The following is a 19,789-nucleotide window of genomic DNA, read 5'->3' as shown; positions in this document are numbered from 1 at the left end:
GATGTGCATTTCATTCTGATTAGACAATATTGATATGGCTAACCACATGAATTGGTTAGCATATACCTATTTTCTCTTTTCTGCATAACAGTGATCAGAAAAAAATGGCATCATAGTATTATATTGCTCCCAAACCTACCCAAGAATAAAGGTGTTTTTTACATATGACTTACGCACTTGAGTTATCGCAGCTCACCAAAACCTATCCAGGTGGCGTGAAAGCCTTGCGAGGAATTGATCTAAGCGTAGAAGATGGTGACTTTTATGCATTACTTGGACCTAATGGCGCTGGTAAGTCGACCACAATAGGAATAATTAGCTCATTGGTCAATAAAACGAGTGGGTCTGTTAAAGTGTTTGGTTATGATTTAGACAAGCAAGTCGTACAAGCTAAACAACAATTAGGGTTAGTTCCTCAAGAGTTTAATTTTAACCCATTTGAAACCGTGTTACAGATAGTACTTAACCAAGCGGGCTATTACGGGGTTTCTCGTTCTGTAGCCCATCAACGGGCAGAAACCTATCTTTCTCAATTGGATTTATGGGAAAAGCGCAATGAGCGCGCGCGTAACCTATCCGGTGGGATGAAGCGTCGCTTAATGATTGCACGAGCGCTAATGCATCAGCCAAAACTACTGATTTTGGATGAGCCGACCGCGGGGGTCGATATTGAATTACGCCGTTCTATGTGGAGCTTTTTGAAAAAGCTCAATGCACAAGGAACGACGATTATTTTGACCACACACTACCTTGAAGAGGCAGAAATGCTTTGTCGCAATATTGGTATTATTCAGCATGGCGAGTTAGTTGAAAATACGAGTATGAAACAATTATTAAGTCAGCTGGAATCTGAAACCTTTATTTTTGACCTTGGCACAAGAAGCCCTATTCCAGAGCTTAAAGGGTATGAAACTCGTTTAATTGATACGTCGACCTTAGAAGTTGATGTGAAAAGAGAGCAAGGATTAAATGGGGTATTTAGCCAACTTAATGAGCAAGGCATCGAAATTTTAAGTATGCGCAATAAAGCTAACCGGTTGGAAGAACTGTTTGTGAACTTAGTGAAAAAAGAAAGTCATGCCGCTCGTTTGGAGGAAGCACAATGATTTCTCTATATTGGGTCGCATTAAAGACTATTTGGATTAAAGAAGTCACACGTTTTGGTCGTATATGGGTACAAACGTTATTACCGCCAGTGATTACAATGTCTCTCTATTTTGTCATTTTTGGTAACCTGATTGGTTCCCGAATTGGCGATATGGGTGGGGTAGATTATATGCAGTTTATTGTTCCTGGCTTGATTATGATGGCTGTGATAACGAACTCCTATTCTAACGTCTGCTCCTCATTCTTTGGCTCTAAGTTCCAAAAGAACATTGAAGAATTGCTCGTTGCGCCAGTACCGACACATGTCATCATTGCTGGTTTTGTTGGTGGTGGTGTTGCTCGCGGTATTTTGGTTGGGCTACTTGTCACCATCGTGTCACTGTTCTTTATTCCACTCCAAGTACACTCTTGGAGTATGGTGATAATTACATTGTTATTAACTTCAATCGTTTTTTCACTGGCAGGGTTATTAAATGCAATTTTTGCCAAAACATTCGATGATATCAGCATAGTTCCTACTTTCGTATTGACACCATTGACCTATTTAGGTGGCGTATTCTATTCACTCTCATTATTACCTCCCTTTTGGCAAGCGGTATCAAAACTCAACCCGATTGTGTATATGATCAGTGGCTTTAGGTATGGCTTTTTAGGTATTGCTGATGTATCAATTGCCGTGACATTAGGTGTATTGATGATCTTCTTTGTGATTTTTTATGGATTAACATGGTATTTAATTGAGCAAGGGAGAGGGCTAAGAAGTTAACGATATAACTTATTTTCTTATCTCGAAGTGACTTAATTTAACCCCTAATAGCTAGCTAACTATTGGGGGTTTTTTTATACCTTAATATCTAGCGACGATTAGTTAGATCCCCATATTCAATTCAGATTTTTATCAATCATGAAATTAACATGGAATATAGTTACGAAAATATACTTAGTTTGGTTTCTTGCGTAAATAATATTAATAAAAAATAATCACTATAATTTATGAGATAAATATAACTAAACTGTCTTTTTGCGATATATGTTCAAATGTAACTAACAAAAAAGTATTAAAATAATTTCAATCTTAAATTTTTTTTATTTTTCGTTGGGTAGGAAAAATAGATATTCTTAACATAATGATTTTATTGTGTTTTCTGATATCGAAAAAAAATAGCAAACGCAAAATAGTAGAGATATCAGCACAGTAGGGTGAAATATTGCCTTACATTTATGTATTAGAATATTGAATACTCTCTTACCCCTCGAATTGGATTTAATAGCTTTCTTGTGTTTTATTTTTGGTTTTTTATTCTATGATTTCCTTTTTTATAGCGTTTTGTTTAGTGATTTGTTTGTTTTTAATGTAAATTAACGGTTTTTACACGTAAACTGGATTTTACACATAAATTGCATATACTCCTATGCAGGATGGTCGAGATAAGAAATAACCTTATTAAACTATGTAATTTCATAGTGAAATACCAATAAAAGAATTAGATAACAAATTATATATTTTAGGAGTCATCAAGATGAAACTAAATAAAGCCTTATTAGTTACTTCAGCTATCACTATGTCTTTATTCACTGGCGTTGCAAATGCAGATGTCATTGATGGTAAAGAAACGGGAACTATCCATTTTAAAGGGCAATTTGTTGAATCAACTTGTACTATCGAAACAAATAATGAGAACTCAAGTGAAGGAACAGTACAGTTAGGCACTTGGTTGGTGAGCCATTTTCAAAAATCCGATGAAACAACAAAACCAACAAAGTTTGTGATTGCACTTAACGAATGCCCTGATGTTATTAAAAAAGCAAAGATCACTTTCACTGGAACTGCGGATAGTACAAATAGCAGCTTATATAAAACATCCACAGAAGTTGGTGCTGGTATTGGTATTACTCATGCTGAAAGCGATACAGCTTATATTACCCCTGGAGCACCAGCGGGTGAAATTGAACTTAAAGGAGCTAATAATAGCGGTGAAAAGGAATACTATGCCCGTTATGTGACAACTGGCCCTGTAAAAGCGGGTGTGGCTAACGCGGATGTGACAGTAACAATTTCTTATAACCAATAATGCCAAGTAAATAAACAATAATAATTAAAGTGAGAAAAATTCTCGATTTAATTTAACAAAGTTTTAGCATTAATGGGAACATATCATTCTACACGTGATTATCAGAAGGTATGTTCCCCATATTTAGGGATAGCATTATGGTTAAAACATTAATATCTACTCTTTTTTTCTTCTTTTTAATCGTAACCCAAGCGAATGCAAGTGTTGTACTTGGTGGAACACGGGTTATTTATGATGCAAACAGCAAAGAAGCTTCCATTACAGTTCGTAATAATGATAAGACACCATATTTAATTCAATCTTGGATTGATCATTTCGATAGTAATAATCAAACTAAGTTACCTTTTGTTATCACCCCTCCCTTATTTAGAATTGAACCTGAATCCAGCAATTCATTGAGGATTGTTTATACAGGTAAAGATCTACCTGACGATAAGGAAAGCGTTTTTTGGTTGAATGTAAAGTCGATTCCACCGACTGATCCTAATGCTAAAAATAACCTGACTATTTCGATTAATAATCGAATCAAACTGATTTATCGCCCTAAATCATTATCGAGCGCAGACGCAGGGGCTGCTTATAAAAAAGTGACATTTGAAAGAAAAGGCAACCTGTTAGTGGGTAAAAATCCAACACCTTATTATGTCTCTTTTAGTGAATTAAAAGTAGGGAATAAATCTATCGACGAGCCTGTTATGCTTCCTCCTATGGGAGAGCATTCGTGGAATATTTCAGGTATTCAAGTTAATAAAGTGATGTGGAAAGCCGTGACTGATGTTGGTGGGATAACAGATAGTCAAGAGCAAGAATTAAAATAATAAAAAATTAAAGTCAGGTATGGAATTTTACTATTATGCTAATTTTTAATAAAGAAGAGTACATACAAGAAAATTTAGTATCCATATTTGAACTCAGCAAGATTGCTCCTCATTCGCTCAGCAAAGCCATTGCAGGTTTAACTCTGTCAGTTGCTTGCCTTCCAATGGCGTTTGCTGGTGACTATTTTAGTCCTCACTCGTTAACGCCAGTTAATGGACAAAATATAGCCGAACTGCAAAGTTTAGAGCAATTTTCAACGCCTGGAGGACAGCAGGAGGGCGAATATCATGTAGATATCGTCTTAAATGGGCGAGGAGTAGGTTCTAAATCTTTGGTTTTTGTTAAGAGCAAAGAGGATCAAAAATTAATACCAGTACTCACTAAAGAGGAACTTGAAAATTGGGGGGTTAATGTTAAAACCCTTCCTACTTTTGCCAATTTAACTGAAACACAGCCAATTGAAGATATTTCAAAGTATATTCCAGATGCGTATACACGGCTTGAATTGACTAACCAGAAGCTGATTATTTCTATTCCTCAGATAGCGATGAATAAAACAGCGTCTGGAACAGTTGATCCTAGTTTATGGGATGATGGTGTACCCGCTCTGGTATTAAGTTATTTTTATCGGGGATCTAACACTTGGTATAAATCTTCTCATGCAGATACGTCATCCCACTATGTTAACTTACGCAGTGGGTTAAATGTTGGCCCTTGGCGTTTAAAAAATTATTCAACGTATTCTTATCAAAATAATCAAAGCCGTTGGCAAAATATTGAAACCTACCTTGAACGAGGCATTAATCCTCTTAAATCTCAATTAACAATTGGTGATACTTCAACGCCGAGTGAAGTCTTTGATGGTTTTCAATTCCGTGGTGCTAAACTCGCTTCAGATGAATCGATGATCCCCAGCTCTCTACGTGGTTTTGCTCCGATCATCCGAGGAATTGCGCAAAGTAATGCCGAAATAACGATAAAACAAAATGACTATATTATTTATCAATCTTATGTTTCACCCGGCCCCTTTGAAATAAACGACCTCTATTCGACGGGAACGAGCGGAGATTTAACGGTGACGGTAAAAGAGGCCGATGGGAGTGAACGCTCATTTATCGTTCCTTTTTCTTCATTAGCCATTATGCAGCGTGAAGGTCAATTGAAATACGCAGTGACTGGCGGGAAATTTAAAAATAATAACAGTGGCAAAGAACCTAATTTTGCGCAAGCAACGGTCATTTATGGTTTACCTAAAGGAATAACGGCGTATGGCGGTGGTCTATTTTCCAAAGATTACCAATCTTATGCTGCGGGTATTGGATTAAACCTAGGTTATGTTGGTGCTTTGTCTTCAGATGTGACCCAAGCAAAAACAAAATTTACTCAATTTGATAACCGACAAAAAACAGGTCAATCGTACCGTGTTCAATATACTAAAAATCTGTTAACTACAGGTACCACAGTCACCTTTGCAGGTTATCGTTATTCAACAGAGGGCTTTTATTCTTTCCCAGAAGCTAACGCTAATTATTTGCGAGACAGTTTTTATAGCAAAAAAAATCGTTATCAAGCGACGGTTAATCAGGATTTAGAGGCTTATGGCAACCTTTATGTTTCCGCTTATCAGCAAGATTTTTGGAATCAAAGTGGTCATGAGCGGACATTAAATGCGGGTTACAATAATAACTATAAAGGTTACCAATATACCTTGAATTATAGCTATTCTGATTTTTCAGGCTACGATAAGGCTGATCACCAATTTGTTCTCTCTTTTAGCATACCTCTTGGTGGCCTATCGATTAATAATAGTATGCTAAACCTCTCTATGAGTAGTAATAACAGAGGGGATAGTAATTATATGGCTGGATTGAGTGGATCCCTGTTGGATGATCATAATTTAAATTATTCAGTACAGCAGTCATACGGCAATCGAAATCAAAAAGCACAAGGTAATGCTTCATTATCTTATAAAAGTACGTATACCATCGCAAATGCTGGCTATAGCTATGACCAATTTTCACAACGCGCCAATTATGGCTTAAATGGTGCCATTGTTGTGCACTCTGATGGTGTGACATTATCTCAGCCAATCTATGACTCTTTTGCTATTGTGAAGGCGCCGGGAGCAAAAGGGGTTAAAGTTAAAAATAAAACAGGAATAAGAACTGATTGGCGAGGTTATGCGATAGTTCCTTATCTCAGCGCCTATACACAGAATGAAGTGTTATTAGATACCACGTCATTACCAGAAAATGTTGATTTGCAAAAAAGCGCACTGACCCTAGTTCCGACAAGAGGTGCGGCAATGTTAGCGGAGTTTAAGACATATACAGGATATCGTGTTTTATTGACAGTGACGCACAATGGGAAAGCCGTTCCTTTTGGTTCAATAGGACAATTAGTTTCCGAACAAGATGGATTAAGCAGTGGTGGTATTGTTGGGGATAATGGTGATATTTATTTTAGTGGTATGCCAGAGCAAGGAAAGATCCATATTAAATGGGGAAATCAAACAGATGAACAGTGTATGGCCAATTACCAACTTAATGAACAAGAAAAGCAAATGCCAGTAGCATCTCTGCAAGCAATATGTGAATAAAGAACGGAGATAAAATGAAAAATACAGTATTAAAATTATCATCAATTGCATTTTTTCTCGGATTGCTATGTGGTTACCCAAATATAGCTATAAGTTCAGATATTTCTGCAAGGATCATTTTTCCTGATTCAGAATTAGTGTTTGATGATGCTGCGGGAGAGGTCGCATCGGGAACGATTATCGGGGAGGGATGGCAAATATATTCAGGAACAGTTTGTCAAAGCAACCTTAATAACCCGAAAGAACAAGGGAAGTTTACCGAAATGATATTTTATGATGCTAGGTACGCAACAGGCCTAACAGTTAATTTTGGAGGAAAAGCGTTCCCTGTTTATGCTGGAAATGTTAAAGGCGTTGGTTATGCTTGGGGAATTAGAGAGGATGGTGATCCTGAGTGGTATCCAATAAAAGATAGGTATGGAAGTGGCCTTTTTGGTTTAGAAAAACCTGATACTGAGGTTAGGATTGAAATTGCCTTTGCAAGAGTCAGAGTTGATGGTATCCCGCCAAAAGGTGATACAAAGATCTCTCGCGATGCTCGGGCATTTTTTACCTGTTATAAGGAAGATGATCCCCAATATACTTATGATGGATTTATAGATAGTAGCTATACTCATTTAAAGTCGACAGCCTCTACTTGTAATATCAATACAAAAAGATTAAATATCGATTTAGGGGAACATGATCTAAATAGGGTAAATAGGTTTGATGTTGGCTATAGGTTTGGTTTAGCAGAAGAAAGTATTGAGATGAGTTGTAATGCTGAGATGCGTGTTTATATGACATTAGGTGAATATGGAAGAGCCTCTAAAATAGGCAGTGATTTCATCGAGTTAACAGATAACTCGGACTCACCTGGCTATGGCGTGCAGGTTTTTCATAATGGCTCTCCGGCATTAAAAGTTGGTGGTGATAAAAACGTTGTTACCGATAATCATCAGCTTCTATTTCGTACGGAAGCAGGCAAAAAGAATTATACCGTTCCATTGCGTTTTGAATATGTTAAAACGGCCAAAAAGGTTAAAGCGAGTTCAGGGAATGCAGCATTAACACTAACGTTTGCTTATGACTAAAGGATTGATACCATGAGACAAGGTTACAATCTAATACGTTATTTTTTTCTCGTATTCCTTATCCCTATTCTGATTAATTCGGCCTCTGCAACAGTAATGGTCAATTATACAGGAAGCATTAAACATTCGACTTGTGGTATCAAAACACGGAATATCAGTGTTGATTTAGGAACTTGGCTAACTAATAGTCCTAGAGGTTTTGGCAGTGCAATAAATTCCCAGTCTGAATGGATTGAATTTACACTTGAGTTTGATTGCCCAGATAAAATGAGTGTATTAAATGGCCAATTTCAAGGTGTTTCAGAATCTAATGACCGTTATTTATCGCTTGATAAAGGTGATGGATATTCAACGGGAGCTGCAATTGAATTACAAAGCTATGAAAATAGTCTCCACAATTGGGTCAACCGAGATATTAATACGCTATATAACTTTATGCAGAATGAAGCTATTAATAAGGGAAATACTGAATTAAAAGTGCGTGCTCGTTATGTTCAAACCAATAGTAAAATTACACAAGGTAAAGCAAACGCTTCGGTTACCTTTGTCGTACAGGCCAATTAATATGACCACTAAAAAAATACTGCGGATAGTATTGCTGAGTTATTTCGGGTTAACTATAAACCATGCTTACAGTTACGATGTGTTAGTAAACATCACAGGTGCTGTAAAAGCTTCAACTTGTGATTTAAGTTCGAACCAAACTAAAAATATTAATTTAGGGGATATTTATTTAAGCTCTACAGGTTTGGGAGGCAGCGTTGGTTCGACTAGCCCAAAGGCAGATTGGTCAATTAGCTTGAAATGTCCAAGTAATATTCCAGTGATATTTATACCTAAAGGTAACAGTTATTCTGGTCAATCTAGTGTCTTAGCGCTTGATGCGGTCGATGGCGTTGCAACGGGGGTTGGGATAGAAACAGAATATTCAATGGATAAAAATAATTGGAAAGCATTAACGCTCAATGTACGAAATGAAATTATTAATAGTGTAAAGAGTGAGGGTGACATTCATATTTTTATGCGGGGTTACTATAAACAAATAAATGAAAAAGTAACACCTGGTTTTGCAAATGCCTCCATGACTATCGATATTGTTTACCAATAAAGATAAGAAAAAAATTATTGAATAAAGCCAAGATAAATGAGTGAGATTTATCTTAGCCTTATTTTTTATTTAGAAAACCAAATTATTATAAAAGTTAAAATAATCAACAAGGAAACTATATTTTTACCCGCAATAAATGTAAAAAAGTACTACAGAGCAGATAAAGATGTTCAATATAGGTAAGTAAAAACAGTTATACATAACCGTATGATAATAAAGTAATTTTAGGTATATAATTTTAATTATTCATTTTTTGATGCAGATCAAAAAATAATATTCCTATATAACAATGAGTTGTGATGTGTGAGTTGTTTTTTTGTCACCTCTAAAATTTACGTTTTGAAAAACTTACACAAATCAAATACTACTTTAATGTTATATACTCTTTTTACATGTTACTCACCAGTCGGGTAACATGAATTTTTAACTATTTCTTATTTGTGTATATAAGTCTTTAATATGTTCTCGCATTAATTTTTAGAATAGCGATATTTACCTATATCTATACTATTTTATTAATTACGCGCTGAATAATTAACATTACTATTAATTACTATGTAGAGTGTAAAGGTATATCAATGAAAAAATTATCAACTCGAAATATTTTTATGGCTGTTATTGCTTCAGCATTTGCTTTTTCAGCAACAGCAGAAGAGCAAAGTGGAACGATTAAGTTTAAAGGACTTATTTATAATGCTACATGCACTATTAGCCTGAATGATACTAACTCACCAAATGCTGATGTAAAAATGGGACGTTTTGCTACTAGTGAGTTTACTGAGGAAGGTGATGAGGTTGGTGGTACTGGTGGTGATGGTAAATTAAAAATTAAATTAATTGACTGTCCTGATCAAGGTACTATCTCTATCAATTTAACGGGTCATGAAAACCGTTTTGATAAAACTATTTTAGAACTGGACAATAAAGGTAGTGCTGGCGTTGCAAAAAATGTGGGTATCCGTATTTACAATGAAGATGACCTATCCAAGCCATTAAAAATTAATGGTAGTAAAAGTGAAGAAATAAAAGTAAATGGTAACAGTGCTCAATGGACTGGAACTTTTATTGCTAAGTATGTAAGTACAGACGATGACGTAGAAGCAGGCCAAGCAGACGCAACATTAAATTATAAAATTACTTATAAATAATTTGATAACGCAGATTATCAATTATTAATCTGCGTTACTTTTTTTCTTGGAGGACATCCTATGTTTATGAAAAAAATAGTTCCTACACTGTTATTGTGTTTTCTTGCTAGTTCAACCAGCTATGCTGGCTTTGGTTTAGAAACAACGCGTGTTATTTATCACGAAAAAGAGAATAGCGAAGGTGTTGTTGCATTTAATACAGATAAAAATAGGAATTATTTACTTCAATCTTGGGTGGAAGATAAAAATGGAAAAATAACACAAGATTTTGCAGTAACACCTCCATTAATTAAGCTAAAATCTGAGCAAAAAAACACGATTCAACTGACTAAAATAGCATCATTACCGAGTGACCAAGAAGCATTATATTGGCTAAATGTAAAATTTGTGGCACCGAGTAGTGAGGATTTAGAAAACGTTTTACGTTATTCAATGACAAACAAAATAAAGCTAATTTATCGACCTACAGCATTATCCGATAAAAAGCTTGAAGATGTTGTCAATGAGTTAACTTGGTCTCGCTCTACCGCTGGAGTCAAGGTTGTTAACCCAACACCATTTTATATTAACATTGCAAAAATAAAAATTAATAACAGAGAAGTCGAAGCACCAAGCTATTTAGAACCACGCTCTGAAACAGTAATTAATGTTTCTAATTTAGGGGCTAGTTCCAATAAGGTTTCTCTAAACTATATCAATGATTATGGTAAAGGGTTAGATAGTCAATACCTTATAAAATAATAATCTAATAAAGTAGAGTAAAGGCCTATGAATCGTCTTTATCATAAAAAGTATCCATATTCACCTCTGTTTATGGCTATTGTATTCGCTTCATTGTCATTTGAAATGCGGGCTGCTGATTATTATCCACCTAGCTTGTTAAATATTGCAGGTACAGATACGCAATTGACTAATGAAGATCTGGATGTGTTTAGGGAAAATGATATAGCACCAGGGAAATATCATGTCAGGTTTTTCATTAATAATAATTTAATTCTTAATAAAGAAATTAGCTTTGTGATGATGCCTCGGGCAGATGGTGGAGAACAACTTACACCTTGTTTTAGTTTTGCGGATTGGGAAAGTTTTGGTATAGATTTTCATAAGACCTTAAAAGGTGATCAAGAATGCTTCAATATTAATGATATTGAGTATATGACACAGTCACTTGATTTAAATACTAAAGTGTATTCAATGACTGTTCCGCAATCAATGATTAATCAGCAGCGCATAAGAAAAGCTGAAGAAGCACAGTGGGATGATGGCATTCCTGCTGTATTTTTAAATTACTCTTTTTCAGCTTTTAACACCTATGAAGGCGGTAAAGTCGATGATAACTATTATGGTAATATTCAGACGAAAATTAACATAGGCTCATGGCGTTATCGTAATTATTCCACATGGGCCAACAATCGGCACGATAAGAATAAATGGAATAATATTAGCAACACCTTATCAAGAAACATTAATATAATAAAAAGTGAGCTAACACTAGGGGACTTATATACAAGCTCGCAATTATTTGATTCTTTTAAATTTAAAGGGGTTAAATTAGCATCAGATAGGCAAATGGAACCTTATAACTTAACGAGTTATGCGCCAAGCGTAAATGGTATCGCTAATTCTGAATCTATCGTGACTATTGTACAAAATGATCAAGTTATCTATAAGAAAAGTGTGCCTGCTGGGCCATTTGAAATTACAGATTACTATCCAATGAGTAATGGTGGCAATCTATATGTCACAGTAGAAGAAGCAAATGGTAATGAAGTTAACTCTATTGTTCCTTTCTCATCAATTGCTTTTTTAGAGCGAAAAGGCAGTATTAAATACAGTTTCTCTAGTGGTGAATATGATGGGAATAATAACGGTGATGGCCGTTATGTGAATGAAGCTGAAATCTATTATGGATTAACAGACTTTGTGACCGTTTTTGGTGGTGCACTCTACGCTAAAAAATACCAATCCTATGCAATCGGTACAGGGTTTAACTTAGGTGAGGTTGGTGCAATTACAACGGATGTTGTGCACTCTCGTACTGATGTTGATAATCAATCTACGTTGAGTGGTAATGCATTTAGAGTCAATTACTCAAAACATATTGAGACAACGAATACGAGCTTAGCTTTAGCGGGTTTCCGTCATTTTGATGCTGATTTTATGAATATAGATGACGCATTCTCTTATGAGGAAAAATACCGTGGCAGCTATGAAAAACTAAAAAATGAATACACCGTATCTCTTTCTCAACCAATACTCGATAGCTCAAGCTCGATTAACTTAAATAGTGTTGTTTATGAGTATTCAAGTGGTCATAAACAACAATCTTATAATGTTGGTTTTAACAGTAATATCGATAAGGTTCATTACAGTGTCTATTACACCTATTCAAAAGGTAGACAATTTGAAAATGATAACAGCCGTTCATACAATTTGAGTTTAAATGTCAGTATTCCGTTCGATGTGTTAAATAACACAATGAGTGTGAATTATGGCATATCAACGGATGACCAGCATCGTACTTCACAAACAGCACGTTTAAGTGGCAGCTATGGCGAATTATATCGTGGAACGTGGGATATTTATCAAGGCTACGGTAATAAAGGTATGGGCTATTCAGGGGGATTAAGTAGCTCTTATCGCTCCCCTTATGCAGTCGTTAATGCAGGGTACGCTTATAACGATAGCCATAAAAACTTTAATTACGGTATTAGTGGTGCATTTGTTGGCACTCAATACGGTGTGGTATTAGCACCTTCAATGCAAGATACAAGCGCATTGATTCTTACCAAAGGGACACAAGGTGTCGGTATTATTAATGGGCAGTCAGTTGAAACTAACGCTTACGGTTTAGCGATTGTTCCGGGAATGGCGCCATATCGTAAAAATACACTGGCGATTGATACAAAAACTATCCCACAAGATACCGAAATTGAAAATAACATTATTAATAATGTTATCCCAACAAAAGGCGCTTTGATACTGGCTGATTTCGACGCTAAAAAAGGCTACAAGTTATTATTTAAGTTACAGCATCCAACGAATAAAGAATTACCGGTAGGTGCAAAAGCTGTTACAGAAGATGAAGCGACTCATCTCGTTTCTAACTTTAATACCTTGTATTTAGTTGCAGATAAGCCTAAAGGACGCATTAAAGTTAATTGGAAAAATGAGGGTGCTAATGAATCCTGTGATGTGGATTACAACATCGAAAATACCATGCCAACAAATGGGCTTTATATCCTGAATTCAGAATGCCGCTGAAAGGAGTAAGAATAATGAGAAAACAGATTAATTGGGGCTATGCAGCAGCGTTCAGCGTGGTGTTAATGTTCTCTGGGATAAATAGCAGTATTGCGGCTCAGAATTGTGTTGAAGGAGGGGATGGTCAAAATCACTCTGCAATGCGCGCAATGGTGGACATTAAATTAAGTGGTGCGATCAAAAAGAACGACGAGATTGCTCGTTATACATTTGTGCGAGAGAGTGGACGAGGTGGTGTCGCGCAGTGTGGGCCTGACTCACAAGTCTATGCTTATGCAACATACGGTGAAGGCAGCGGCATTATAGCGAGATATTATGGCGAAATTGATGGGAAGCCCGCTTACCATGTGCATGCTGGTGGCCCCGTAAATATCGTCTATGTCTTAATTGAAAGTAAATCAGGATTGCCTTTTACAAATCGTCCAGGACAAGTGTTGCCTGTTCCTGAAGGTGCACTTATGCCTATAGATGCAACGGTTATTTTTTATGCCGGTAAAGATAACCCGACGGCAACATCCTTTGATAATTCGGTGATTGGGGCGATACTCATTAAACGGTTTGACCCAGGTGGTGGCTCGACAAAAGTTGGTTATACTTATCGACTAAAAGGAAAAGTGACAAGCGCGCCGACATCTTGTGAAGCTAAAAATACCGATTTGTCATTTACGTTACCTCGGGTACCGACCACGGCATTCCCATCCGTAGGGTTCCCGACAACGCCGTCATCTGTTGAGGAACATATTAATATCGTCTGTACGGGGAATGTTTCAGCGAAGATCAAGCTCATTGCAAACAATACAGCGAGTTATAATGGCAAAGATGCAGTGATTAAAATCGATAATGAAGGGCAAGGTAATAATGCCAGTGGTATTGGGTTTGTTGTAAAATCACCATTAAACAATGATAACGTATTAGTTAATCAGGAGTTTGTTAAATTAGCTGATTTAGAAAAAGGTGAAACGCGTGTTCCCCTGAAAGCGGAATATTACCGTTATGGTAATTCTGTCAAAGCAGGGAAAGCAGAAGCGACGGCACAATTTGTTTTGCAATTTAACTAAACGATAGCAAAAGGGGGATGAGCAGATCATCCCCTACAATGATGAATAAACAAAATACCCCGCCTATTTGTTGGCTATAATGTCATGATAAAAATTGGTTGTACGAAAATAATAAAGACTCGTTTTTCTTAAAGTGGTTATTTAAACGCTGACAGTACCATACATATCCTCTTCAAATACAATATTAATATTCCCTCTATTACCATACTCATCGATAATAAAAATTTGCAGAGGGTCGGCCACATGATAGGGGGCAGGGCAATAATATCCCCAATAATAGAGTTTCTTATCTCTAAGATACATTTGATGACAGACGATAGTGATGGCGTGTTTATCTAAGGTGTTTTTTGACCAAAGAGGACCGAGATTTCCTTCCTGCCGAGGCCAAATCGCATAAGTTGTATCGCCTACAAATCGGCCATCTTTTTCCTCAGTACAATAAAGAGATTGGCGGATATCTTTTATAATCCTATTTAGCCCTTTATTTAATATATTGGAATAGCCAATCTCTATATTATTAGGCTCTATAAACCAGCTATTAACATAAATTCCGCTATAATAAGGCCCTCCAACGATCTTTATTGCATGGGGCATCACGTGATTATGGTACCAATCTTTAATTTTAGGGATATGTTGTAAGCTATATACAGGAGATTTATACTTTAATTTATATTTATTATGCGTTGTAATTTTAAATGTTTTACGTCTTATGACCCCGTAATTATGCTCATAATTCCCCAGTATCGCCCCTTTACTGATATGAAATGAAATATTTTTTGAGATTTCCTGCCAATCGTTATCTGTTATAGTGATGTTTTCATTATTATCATAATCAATTTTTTTAATTCCTTGAATGATAACCCGCTTAGGCGCAATAAAAATAATTTCTCCTTTATGATTTAAAGTGCCATTTTGTGAGGTATTGAATAAACCTTCACCATCGATTCTCACCCCGACTGCAATTTCATGTCCGGGATTGATCTCTTTCAGTGAGAAGTAATATGAGGCACTGATCCTTTTTGTGCTTTTTATGGCCTCTATAGATGCATTTTTTATGTGAGTAATCTCATTCTGTACGGCTTTACAATAGTCTCCCCGATGTTCAGAGATTATCCATTCATCACCGAGTAGTTGTTGATCTGAAAAGGAACAAAAATAGATACAGTCTCTAAATTCTTTTTCATTTTCAAAAAAAGCGTCATTATTTTCATCTAAGATTTCAGCAGTAACAATAACCTCAACTTGATTATATCCATTTGCATAAATAACCGAATGAATATTAGTCGGATTATCTTTAAAATGAATGCTAAGATGGTTGATTTGTTTGAATTTTTTAGCTGGGGGTGAGTTAAGCATTTTGGCTCCAAATATTTTAAGCTAAAAGATCAATAGTGCCACTTTTAACAAAACGGATTTAAACAGTAATTTCCCCATCAATATTATGGCGATACTCAATAGTCATGATGCCTTCATTGCCAAACTCATCAACAATTTTAACATGGCTTGCTAAGGATGTGTTTGATTGAGCACGGCATTCAGCACCGAGATAGAGAGGAATGTGATCCACTAAATTGATTTGATGGCAAACAAGGGTGATACTATTTTGATTATTATTTGAAAAGCGGGCAAGTTTAGGCATATCGTTGCTAAATTGTGGCCACACAGAAAACGTATTTTTTTTATTAAATTCACCATTTCTCATGCTTGTAAAATAGAGTGGAGGCTTTTTCTTGTGGGTTAGCTCTGTCCAACCTTCGTTAATTGCGTGAAAATAGCCGACTCTATCTCGAGTCTCAATAAACCAACTCGTTAAGTATGCACCGAGCGCCTGATCATCGGTGGCATAATTCATTGCATGGGGCATGGTCGTACCATAAAACCAATCTTTATAAGGAGCACTATAAGGCAATGTAGGCGAGACCCTTTTTTCGATAATGTTATATTTGTTGGCTGTAATAATAGATATTTTTTTATAGCGAATAATGGCTGCATAATTCCGATAAGAACTGGAGTGTCGATTGCTACCATTGCGGAATAATGCATCGGTCATGATATATTTCCAACCTTTATCAATCACCATAACATTTCTATTATCTGTATAATCGATAGGGGATATCCTGCTTACTGAAATTCGGCTAGGTGATTTAAAGACAGAGCCTGAATTTAAAGTAGGCGTTCCATTCATTGAGGTGTCAAAATTGCCTATACCAGGAATATTAATTCCTACTGCGATTTCTAAGGCGGGGTTAACAATGTCGGATGAAATAAACTTGGATATTTGAAATGTCGAGCGGGTTATCGTTCGTAGGGTTGGTGGCTCCCGCCTTGATAGAGTTGTGTCATACTTAACTGCTTTACAAAATGGCCCTTTTTCATTCGAAATTTGCCAATTTTGATTTAAGGGTTTACCATCAAAAAATGAACACAGATAAGTGGCATCTTGCACTTCTCGTTCATTATTAAAATAAGGCTCTCCATCTTCACTAATAGCATCAACAGTAATCAATATTTCGATTTGATTTTTTTTATTTGCATAAATAAAGCCACTGGAAAACGAAGGCATATTTTGAAATTGGATCTTTAGAGTATATAACAGTCCAAACGTCTTCTTGTTTCTATTATCATTCATAGCATCCCCTTTATGTGATGTTTTTTTCAATCTAATATAAATTGGGATGTTAAATAATTATCTTTTTTATTAGCTATAGTGATTTAAATGATATTTTCTAGAGGTATTAATGAGATTAATATAATAATTTTTAATGTTATAGAAAAAGATCAAATAACGAAATGAAAGCTGTATTTTCTTGCTTGGCTAAAAAAGGAAGCTAAGTAACCCCCAACAAGCTAACTGCCGTTGGGGGATATAGCGTTAAGCGACTTGTACAGGAACTGCTTTGGCAACACGGCTCATAACATTGTCACCGTCAAAGTAAGCGACTTTGGGTTTATGGTGACGAGCATCTTCATCTTTGATATCAACGTATGAGCAGATAATCAATCTATCGCCAACAGCAGCACGACGTGCAGCGGCACCATTGACTGAAATAATTTTAGAACCTCTTTCACCTGCAATTGCATAAGTAGAAAAACGTTCTCCATTATCGACGTTGTAAATATCAATGGCTTCGTATTCGAGGATCCCAGCGGCATCCATAAAATCCTGATCAATAGCACAAGAGCCTTCGTAATGAAGGTCGGCTTGTGTGACCTTAACCCGATGTAATTTACCTTGTAACATTTTTCTAAACATAATTATTGTCTACCATTTTTAATCGTCATGCTGTGTTTGCTTGTTTTTTTAAGCTGAAACTGTGGGTAGGTCAACCTGTAAATTATCAATCAAACGGGTTTGCCCTAACCAAGCTGCCATTAAGATGACCGCTTTTTGACTTATATTGCTCAATGGAGCAAGGGTTTCGGCATCACGAATAAATAGCTCATCAGGGGTAAAACCTGCTTGGCGAAGCGAATCATCGATTTCTTGGATAATTGCTTCAACGTTGTCAGGGGCTGCAATTAGCTTCTCTGCCGCCTGTTGCATAATGCTATATAGTTGTGGTGCTAGTTTGAGTTCACTTGCTGATAGATTGTTATTTCTTGAACTCAATGCAAGCCCATTTTTCGCTCTGACGGTAGGCACAGAGACAATTTGTATATCAAAAGAAAGGTCACTCACCATTTTGCGAATTAGCTGTAATTGCTGGAAATCTTTTTCACCGAAAAACGCTAAATCAGGTTGGACTAAATTAAACAGTTTGGTAACGACTGTTGATACACCGCGAAAATGCCCAGGGCGACTCGCACCTTCAAGTATTGATGACAATTCAGGCACTTCAACAAAAGTTTGTTGCGCCATTCCTTCAGGGTAAACATCTTTCACAGAAGGGGCAAAAACGAGATTGATATCGCGACGTTTCAGCTTTTCACAATCCTCTTGCAAGGTTCGAGGGTAATTGGCTAAATCGGATTGGCGATCAAACTGCATAGGGTTAACGAAAATGCTGACAATTACAATATCAGCTTGTTGTTTCGCTTCATCAATTAAAGCTAAATGTCCATCATGCAGGTTGCCCATGGTTGGTACAAGAGCGATACGTTTACCTTCTAGCTTCCAGCGGCGGATCTCACGGCGAAGAATGGGAGATGTTTCGACGATAAGCATAGGTGAATTCCTTATTATTGAGCCGTAATAAAATTATTCAAAAGAATGATCTTCACTAGGGTAGATCCCTGCTTCAACTTCTTGAATATACAGTTTAACTGCATCTTGAATATTGCCTGCTTGTGCAAGGAAGTTCTTGGCAAACTTAGGAGGGCGGGCCGTAATGCCTAATGCATCATGCATGACGAGAATTTGCCCATCAGTACCATTGCCTGCACCGATACCAATAACCGGAAGGAGTAGTTCTTCTGTAATATTATTGGCTAGTGAGGTAGGAACACACTCAAGAACCAAAAGCTGTATTCCCGCATTTTCTAGCGCAATGGCATCTTTCATGAGTTGGTTGGCGGTAACCTCATCGCGACCTTGTACTTTATAGCCACCAAGAACGTTGACGGCTTGTGGCGTTAGCCCTAAATGCCCACATACGGGAACGGAACGTTCACACAGCATTTTGACGGTATCGCATAGCCAGCAACCCCCTTCAAGTTTTACCATGTTTGCACCAGCCTGCATCAGAATAGCGGCATTAGCACAAGCTTGTTCAGGGGTGGCATAACTCATAAAAGGCATGTCAGCGATAATGAATGCGTCTGGTGCACCTTTGCGTACACAGCGAGTGTGATAAGCGATTTGCTCTACGGTAACAGGGAGGGTGCTAGATTCGCCTTGTATGGTCATACCAAGGGAGTCACCGACGAGCATGACTTGGATACCTTGCTCTGCAAATAGCTGAGCGAAGCTGGCATCGTAAGCCGTCATGGTAGCAAATTTGTGTTTGTCTTTTTTAAACTGACCCAGAGTAGCCAGAGAAATTGGTTTCATTATAATAACCTCCGGAAAAGATCCCACTGACGACCCCTCCTGTTTAGGAGGTTCACTGTTTAGGTTGTAATATCCCAAAGGGTGAGGCCATTACGAGGGACGAGTGTGAGCCTTTCTGATAGCGGTTCGCCATCAGGAAAAATCAGATCAGGGGCAATGTCATTGAGCGGGTATAACATAAATTCCCGCTCTTTTAGCCCATAATGAGGTACGGTCAATCGTGGGGTATTAATAATATGATTGCCGAAAAGCATAATGTCGAGATCGAGCGTTCTAGGGCCCCAACGCTCAGCTTTGCGAACTCGACCAAGCTCCAGCTCAATGCGTTGTGTATGATCAAGCAACGCTTCTGGCTCAAGCTCAGTTTCAAGTGCAACCGCCATATTAAGAAAATCGTTTTGATCTTGTGGCCCCAGCGGTTTACTACGATAGATCGAAGAGGTGTTGACTATACGGCTGTTTGGGAGCGCATTTAACGCATCAATAGCCTGTTGAGCCTGTTTCAATGGCTCGCCAAGGTTACTGCCAATAACAATATAGACCAACTCCAT

General features: G+C 37.1%; 18 protein-coding genes. 12 read left to right on the top strand and 6 right to left on the bottom strand.

The genetic code is table 11. The features are described from left to right. Nucleotides 1-164: 164 nt before the first annotated feature. From PR675_RS05520 to PR675_RS05465, 12 genes are all read left to right on the top strand, one after another. Entirely contained in the window at nucleotides 165-1,106 is a 942-nt protein-coding gene (locus PR675_RS05520) for an ABC transporter ATP-binding protein (protein WP_004922590.1), read from the top strand. Continuing rightward, on the top strand, nucleotides 1,103-1,873 hold the full coding sequence (locus PR675_RS05515) for an ABC transporter permease (RefSeq protein ID WP_014656582.1): 771 nt from the start codon (nucleotides 1,103-1,105) through the stop codon (nucleotides 1,871-1,873). Before PR675_RS05520 ends, PR675_RS05515 begins: the two co-directional genes overlap by 4 nt. A 754-nt stretch (nucleotides 1,874-2,627) precedes the next feature. Continuing rightward, nucleotides 2,628-3,179 carry a fimbrial protein gene (locus PR675_RS05510; protein WP_004922584.1) on the top strand — a complete coding sequence of 184 codons (552 nt, stop codon included), beginning with the start codon at nucleotides 2,628-2,630 and terminating at the stop codon, nucleotides 3,177-3,179. Nucleotides 3,180-3,316: 137 nt separating this feature from the next. Then, complete coding sequence (locus tag PR675_RS05505) at nucleotides 3,317-3,997, top strand: fimbrial biogenesis chaperone (protein ID WP_014656581.1); 681 nt, start codon at nucleotides 3,317-3,319, stop codon at nucleotides 3,995-3,997. A 35-nt stretch (nucleotides 3,998-4,032) separates the two neighbouring features. Beyond that, nucleotides 4,033-6,597 (top strand): fimbria/pilus outer membrane usher protein, encoded by a 2,565-nt coding sequence (locus tag PR675_RS05500; protein WP_040132342.1) that lies wholly within the window; start codon nucleotides 4,033-4,035, stop codon nucleotides 6,595-6,597. 14 nt (nucleotides 6,598-6,611) lie between these two features. After that, nucleotides 6,612-7,670 (top strand): fimbrial protein, encoded by a 1,059-nt coding sequence (locus PR675_RS05495; RefSeq protein WP_060560824.1) that lies wholly within the window; start codon nucleotides 6,612-6,614, stop codon nucleotides 7,668-7,670. Nucleotides 7,671-7,682: 12 nt separating this feature from the next. Further along, nucleotides 7,683-8,234 (top strand): fimbrial protein, encoded by a 552-nt coding sequence (locus PR675_RS05490; protein ID WP_060560825.1) that lies wholly within the window; start codon nucleotides 7,683-7,685, stop codon nucleotides 8,232-8,234. 1 nt (nucleotide 8,235) lies between these two features. Further along, a complete protein-coding gene (locus PR675_RS05485; RefSeq protein WP_004922566.1) occupies nucleotides 8,236-8,778 on the top strand; it encodes a fimbrial protein in 543 nt (180 codons plus the stop codon). A gap of 578 nt (nucleotides 8,779-9,356) precedes the next feature. Beyond that, on the top strand, nucleotides 9,357-9,926 hold the full coding sequence (locus PR675_RS05480) for a fimbrial protein (protein WP_004922560.1): 570 nt from the start codon (nucleotides 9,357-9,359) through the stop codon (nucleotides 9,924-9,926). A gap of 66 nt (nucleotides 9,927-9,992) precedes the next feature. Next, complete coding sequence (locus PR675_RS05475; protein WP_239504465.1) at nucleotides 9,993-10,667, top strand: fimbrial biogenesis chaperone; 675 nt, start codon at nucleotides 9,993-9,995, stop codon at nucleotides 10,665-10,667. Nucleotides 10,668-10,694: 27 nt separating this feature from the next. Continuing rightward, nucleotides 10,695-13,190, top strand: a complete 2,496-nt coding sequence (locus PR675_RS05470; protein WP_060560826.1) for a fimbria/pilus outer membrane usher protein — start codon at nucleotides 10,695-10,697, stop codon at nucleotides 13,188-13,190. Between the two features lie 14 nt (nucleotides 13,191-13,204). After that, entirely contained in the window at nucleotides 13,205-14,248 is a 1,044-nt protein-coding gene (locus tag PR675_RS05465) for a fimbrial protein (RefSeq protein WP_014656575.1), read from the top strand. 141 nt (nucleotides 14,249-14,389) lie between these two features. On the opposite strand, the gene PR675_RS05460 is transcribed toward PR675_RS05465, so the two are convergent. From PR675_RS05460 to folK, 6 genes are all read right to left on the bottom strand, one after another. Beyond that, the gene (locus tag PR675_RS05460; protein ID WP_060560827.1) at nucleotides 14,390-15,604 is read right to left on the bottom strand and encodes a hypothetical protein; all 1,215 of its coding nucleotides are present in this window, start codon (nucleotides 15,602-15,604) and stop codon (nucleotides 14,390-14,392) included. A gap of 58 nt (nucleotides 15,605-15,662) precedes the next feature. After that, nucleotides 15,663-16,877 (bottom strand): hypothetical protein, encoded by a 1,215-nt coding sequence (locus PR675_RS05455; protein WP_060560828.1) that lies wholly within the window; start codon nucleotides 16,875-16,877, stop codon nucleotides 15,663-15,665. Between the two features lie 243 nt (nucleotides 16,878-17,120). Then, nucleotides 17,121-17,501 (bottom strand): aspartate 1-decarboxylase, encoded by a 381-nt coding sequence (panD, locus tag PR675_RS05450; RefSeq protein ID WP_060560829.1) that lies wholly within the window; start codon nucleotides 17,499-17,501, stop codon nucleotides 17,121-17,123. 48 nt (nucleotides 17,502-17,549) lie between these two features. Further along, complete coding sequence (gene panC / locus PR675_RS05445) at nucleotides 17,550-18,413, bottom strand: pantoate--beta-alanine ligase (RefSeq protein WP_060560830.1); 864 nt, start codon at nucleotides 18,411-18,413, stop codon at nucleotides 17,550-17,552. Nucleotides 18,414-18,446: 33 nt separating this feature from the next. Continuing rightward, nucleotides 18,447-19,238 (bottom strand): 3-methyl-2-oxobutanoate hydroxymethyltransferase, encoded by a 792-nt coding sequence (gene panB / locus PR675_RS05440; RefSeq protein ID WP_014656572.1) that lies wholly within the window; start codon nucleotides 19,236-19,238, stop codon nucleotides 18,447-18,449. A gap of 59 nt (nucleotides 19,239-19,297) precedes the next feature. Beyond that, a complete protein-coding gene (gene folK / locus PR675_RS05435; RefSeq protein ID WP_004922531.1) occupies nucleotides 19,298-19,789 on the bottom strand; it encodes a 2-amino-4-hydroxy-6-hydroxymethyldihydropteridine diphosphokinase in 492 nt (163 codons plus the stop codon).

This window comes from Providencia sp. PROV261 (genome assembly GCF_028477945.1).
Lineage (GTDB): Bacteria > Pseudomonadota > Gammaproteobacteria > Enterobacterales > Enterobacteriaceae > Providencia > Providencia stuartii.
This window is presented reverse-complemented; position numbering and strand designations above follow the sequence as displayed.

What these genes read in the sequence shown, in the direction of transcription:
- PR675_RS05520 (WP_004922590.1), top strand. Translation starts at nt 165, where the DNA reads ATGACTTACGCACTTGAGTTATCGCAGCTCACCAAAACCTATCCAGGT.
- PR675_RS05515 (WP_014656582.1), top strand. Translation starts at nt 1,103, where the DNA reads ATGATTTCTCTATATTGGGTCGCATTAAAGACTATTTGGATTAAAGAA.
- PR675_RS05510 (WP_004922584.1), top strand. Translation starts at nt 2,628, where the DNA reads ATGAAACTAAATAAAGCCTTATTAGTTACTTCAGCTATCACTATGTCT.
- PR675_RS05505 (WP_014656581.1), top strand. Translation starts at nt 3,317, where the DNA reads ATGGTTAAAACATTAATATCTACTCTTTTTTTCTTCTTTTTAATCGTA.
- PR675_RS05500 (WP_040132342.1), top strand. Translation starts at nt 4,033, where the DNA reads ATGCTAATTTTTAATAAAGAAGAGTACATACAAGAAAATTTAGTATCC.
- PR675_RS05495 (WP_060560824.1), top strand. Translation starts at nt 6,612, where the DNA reads ATGAAAAATACAGTATTAAAATTATCATCAATTGCATTTTTTCTCGGA.
- PR675_RS05490 (WP_060560825.1), top strand. Translation starts at nt 7,683, where the DNA reads ATGAGACAAGGTTACAATCTAATACGTTATTTTTTTCTCGTATTCCTT.
- PR675_RS05485 (WP_004922566.1), top strand. Translation starts at nt 8,236, where the DNA reads ATGACCACTAAAAAAATACTGCGGATAGTATTGCTGAGTTATTTCGGG.
- PR675_RS05480 (WP_004922560.1), top strand. Translation starts at nt 9,357, where the DNA reads ATGAAAAAATTATCAACTCGAAATATTTTTATGGCTGTTATTGCTTCA.
- PR675_RS05475 (WP_239504465.1), top strand. Translation starts at nt 9,993, where the DNA reads ATGAAAAAAATAGTTCCTACACTGTTATTGTGTTTTCTTGCTAGTTCA.
- PR675_RS05470 (WP_060560826.1), top strand. Translation starts at nt 10,695, where the DNA reads ATGAATCGTCTTTATCATAAAAAGTATCCATATTCACCTCTGTTTATG.
- PR675_RS05465 (WP_014656575.1), top strand. Translation starts at nt 13,205, where the DNA reads ATGAGAAAACAGATTAATTGGGGCTATGCAGCAGCGTTCAGCGTGGTG.
- PR675_RS05460 (WP_060560827.1), bottom strand. Translation starts at nt 15,604, where the DNA reads ATGCTTAACTCACCCCCAGCTAAAAAATTCAAACAAATCAACCATCTT.
- PR675_RS05455 (WP_060560828.1), bottom strand. Translation starts at nt 16,877, where the DNA reads ATGAATGATAATAGAAACAAGAAGACGTTTGGACTGTTATATACTCTA.
- panD (WP_060560829.1), bottom strand. Translation starts at nt 17,501, where the DNA reads ATGTTTAGAAAAATGTTACAAGGTAAATTACATCGGGTTAAGGTCACA.
- panC (WP_060560830.1), bottom strand. Translation starts at nt 18,413, where the DNA reads ATGCTTATCGTCGAAACATCTCCCATTCTTCGCCGTGAGATCCGCCGC.
- panB (WP_014656572.1), bottom strand. Translation starts at nt 19,238, where the DNA reads ATGAAACCAATTTCTCTGGCTACTCTGGGTCAGTTTAAAAAAGACAAA.
- folK (WP_004922531.1), bottom strand. Translation starts at nt 19,789, where the DNA reads ATGGAGTTGGTCTATATTGTTATTGGCAGTAACCTTGGCGAGCCATTG.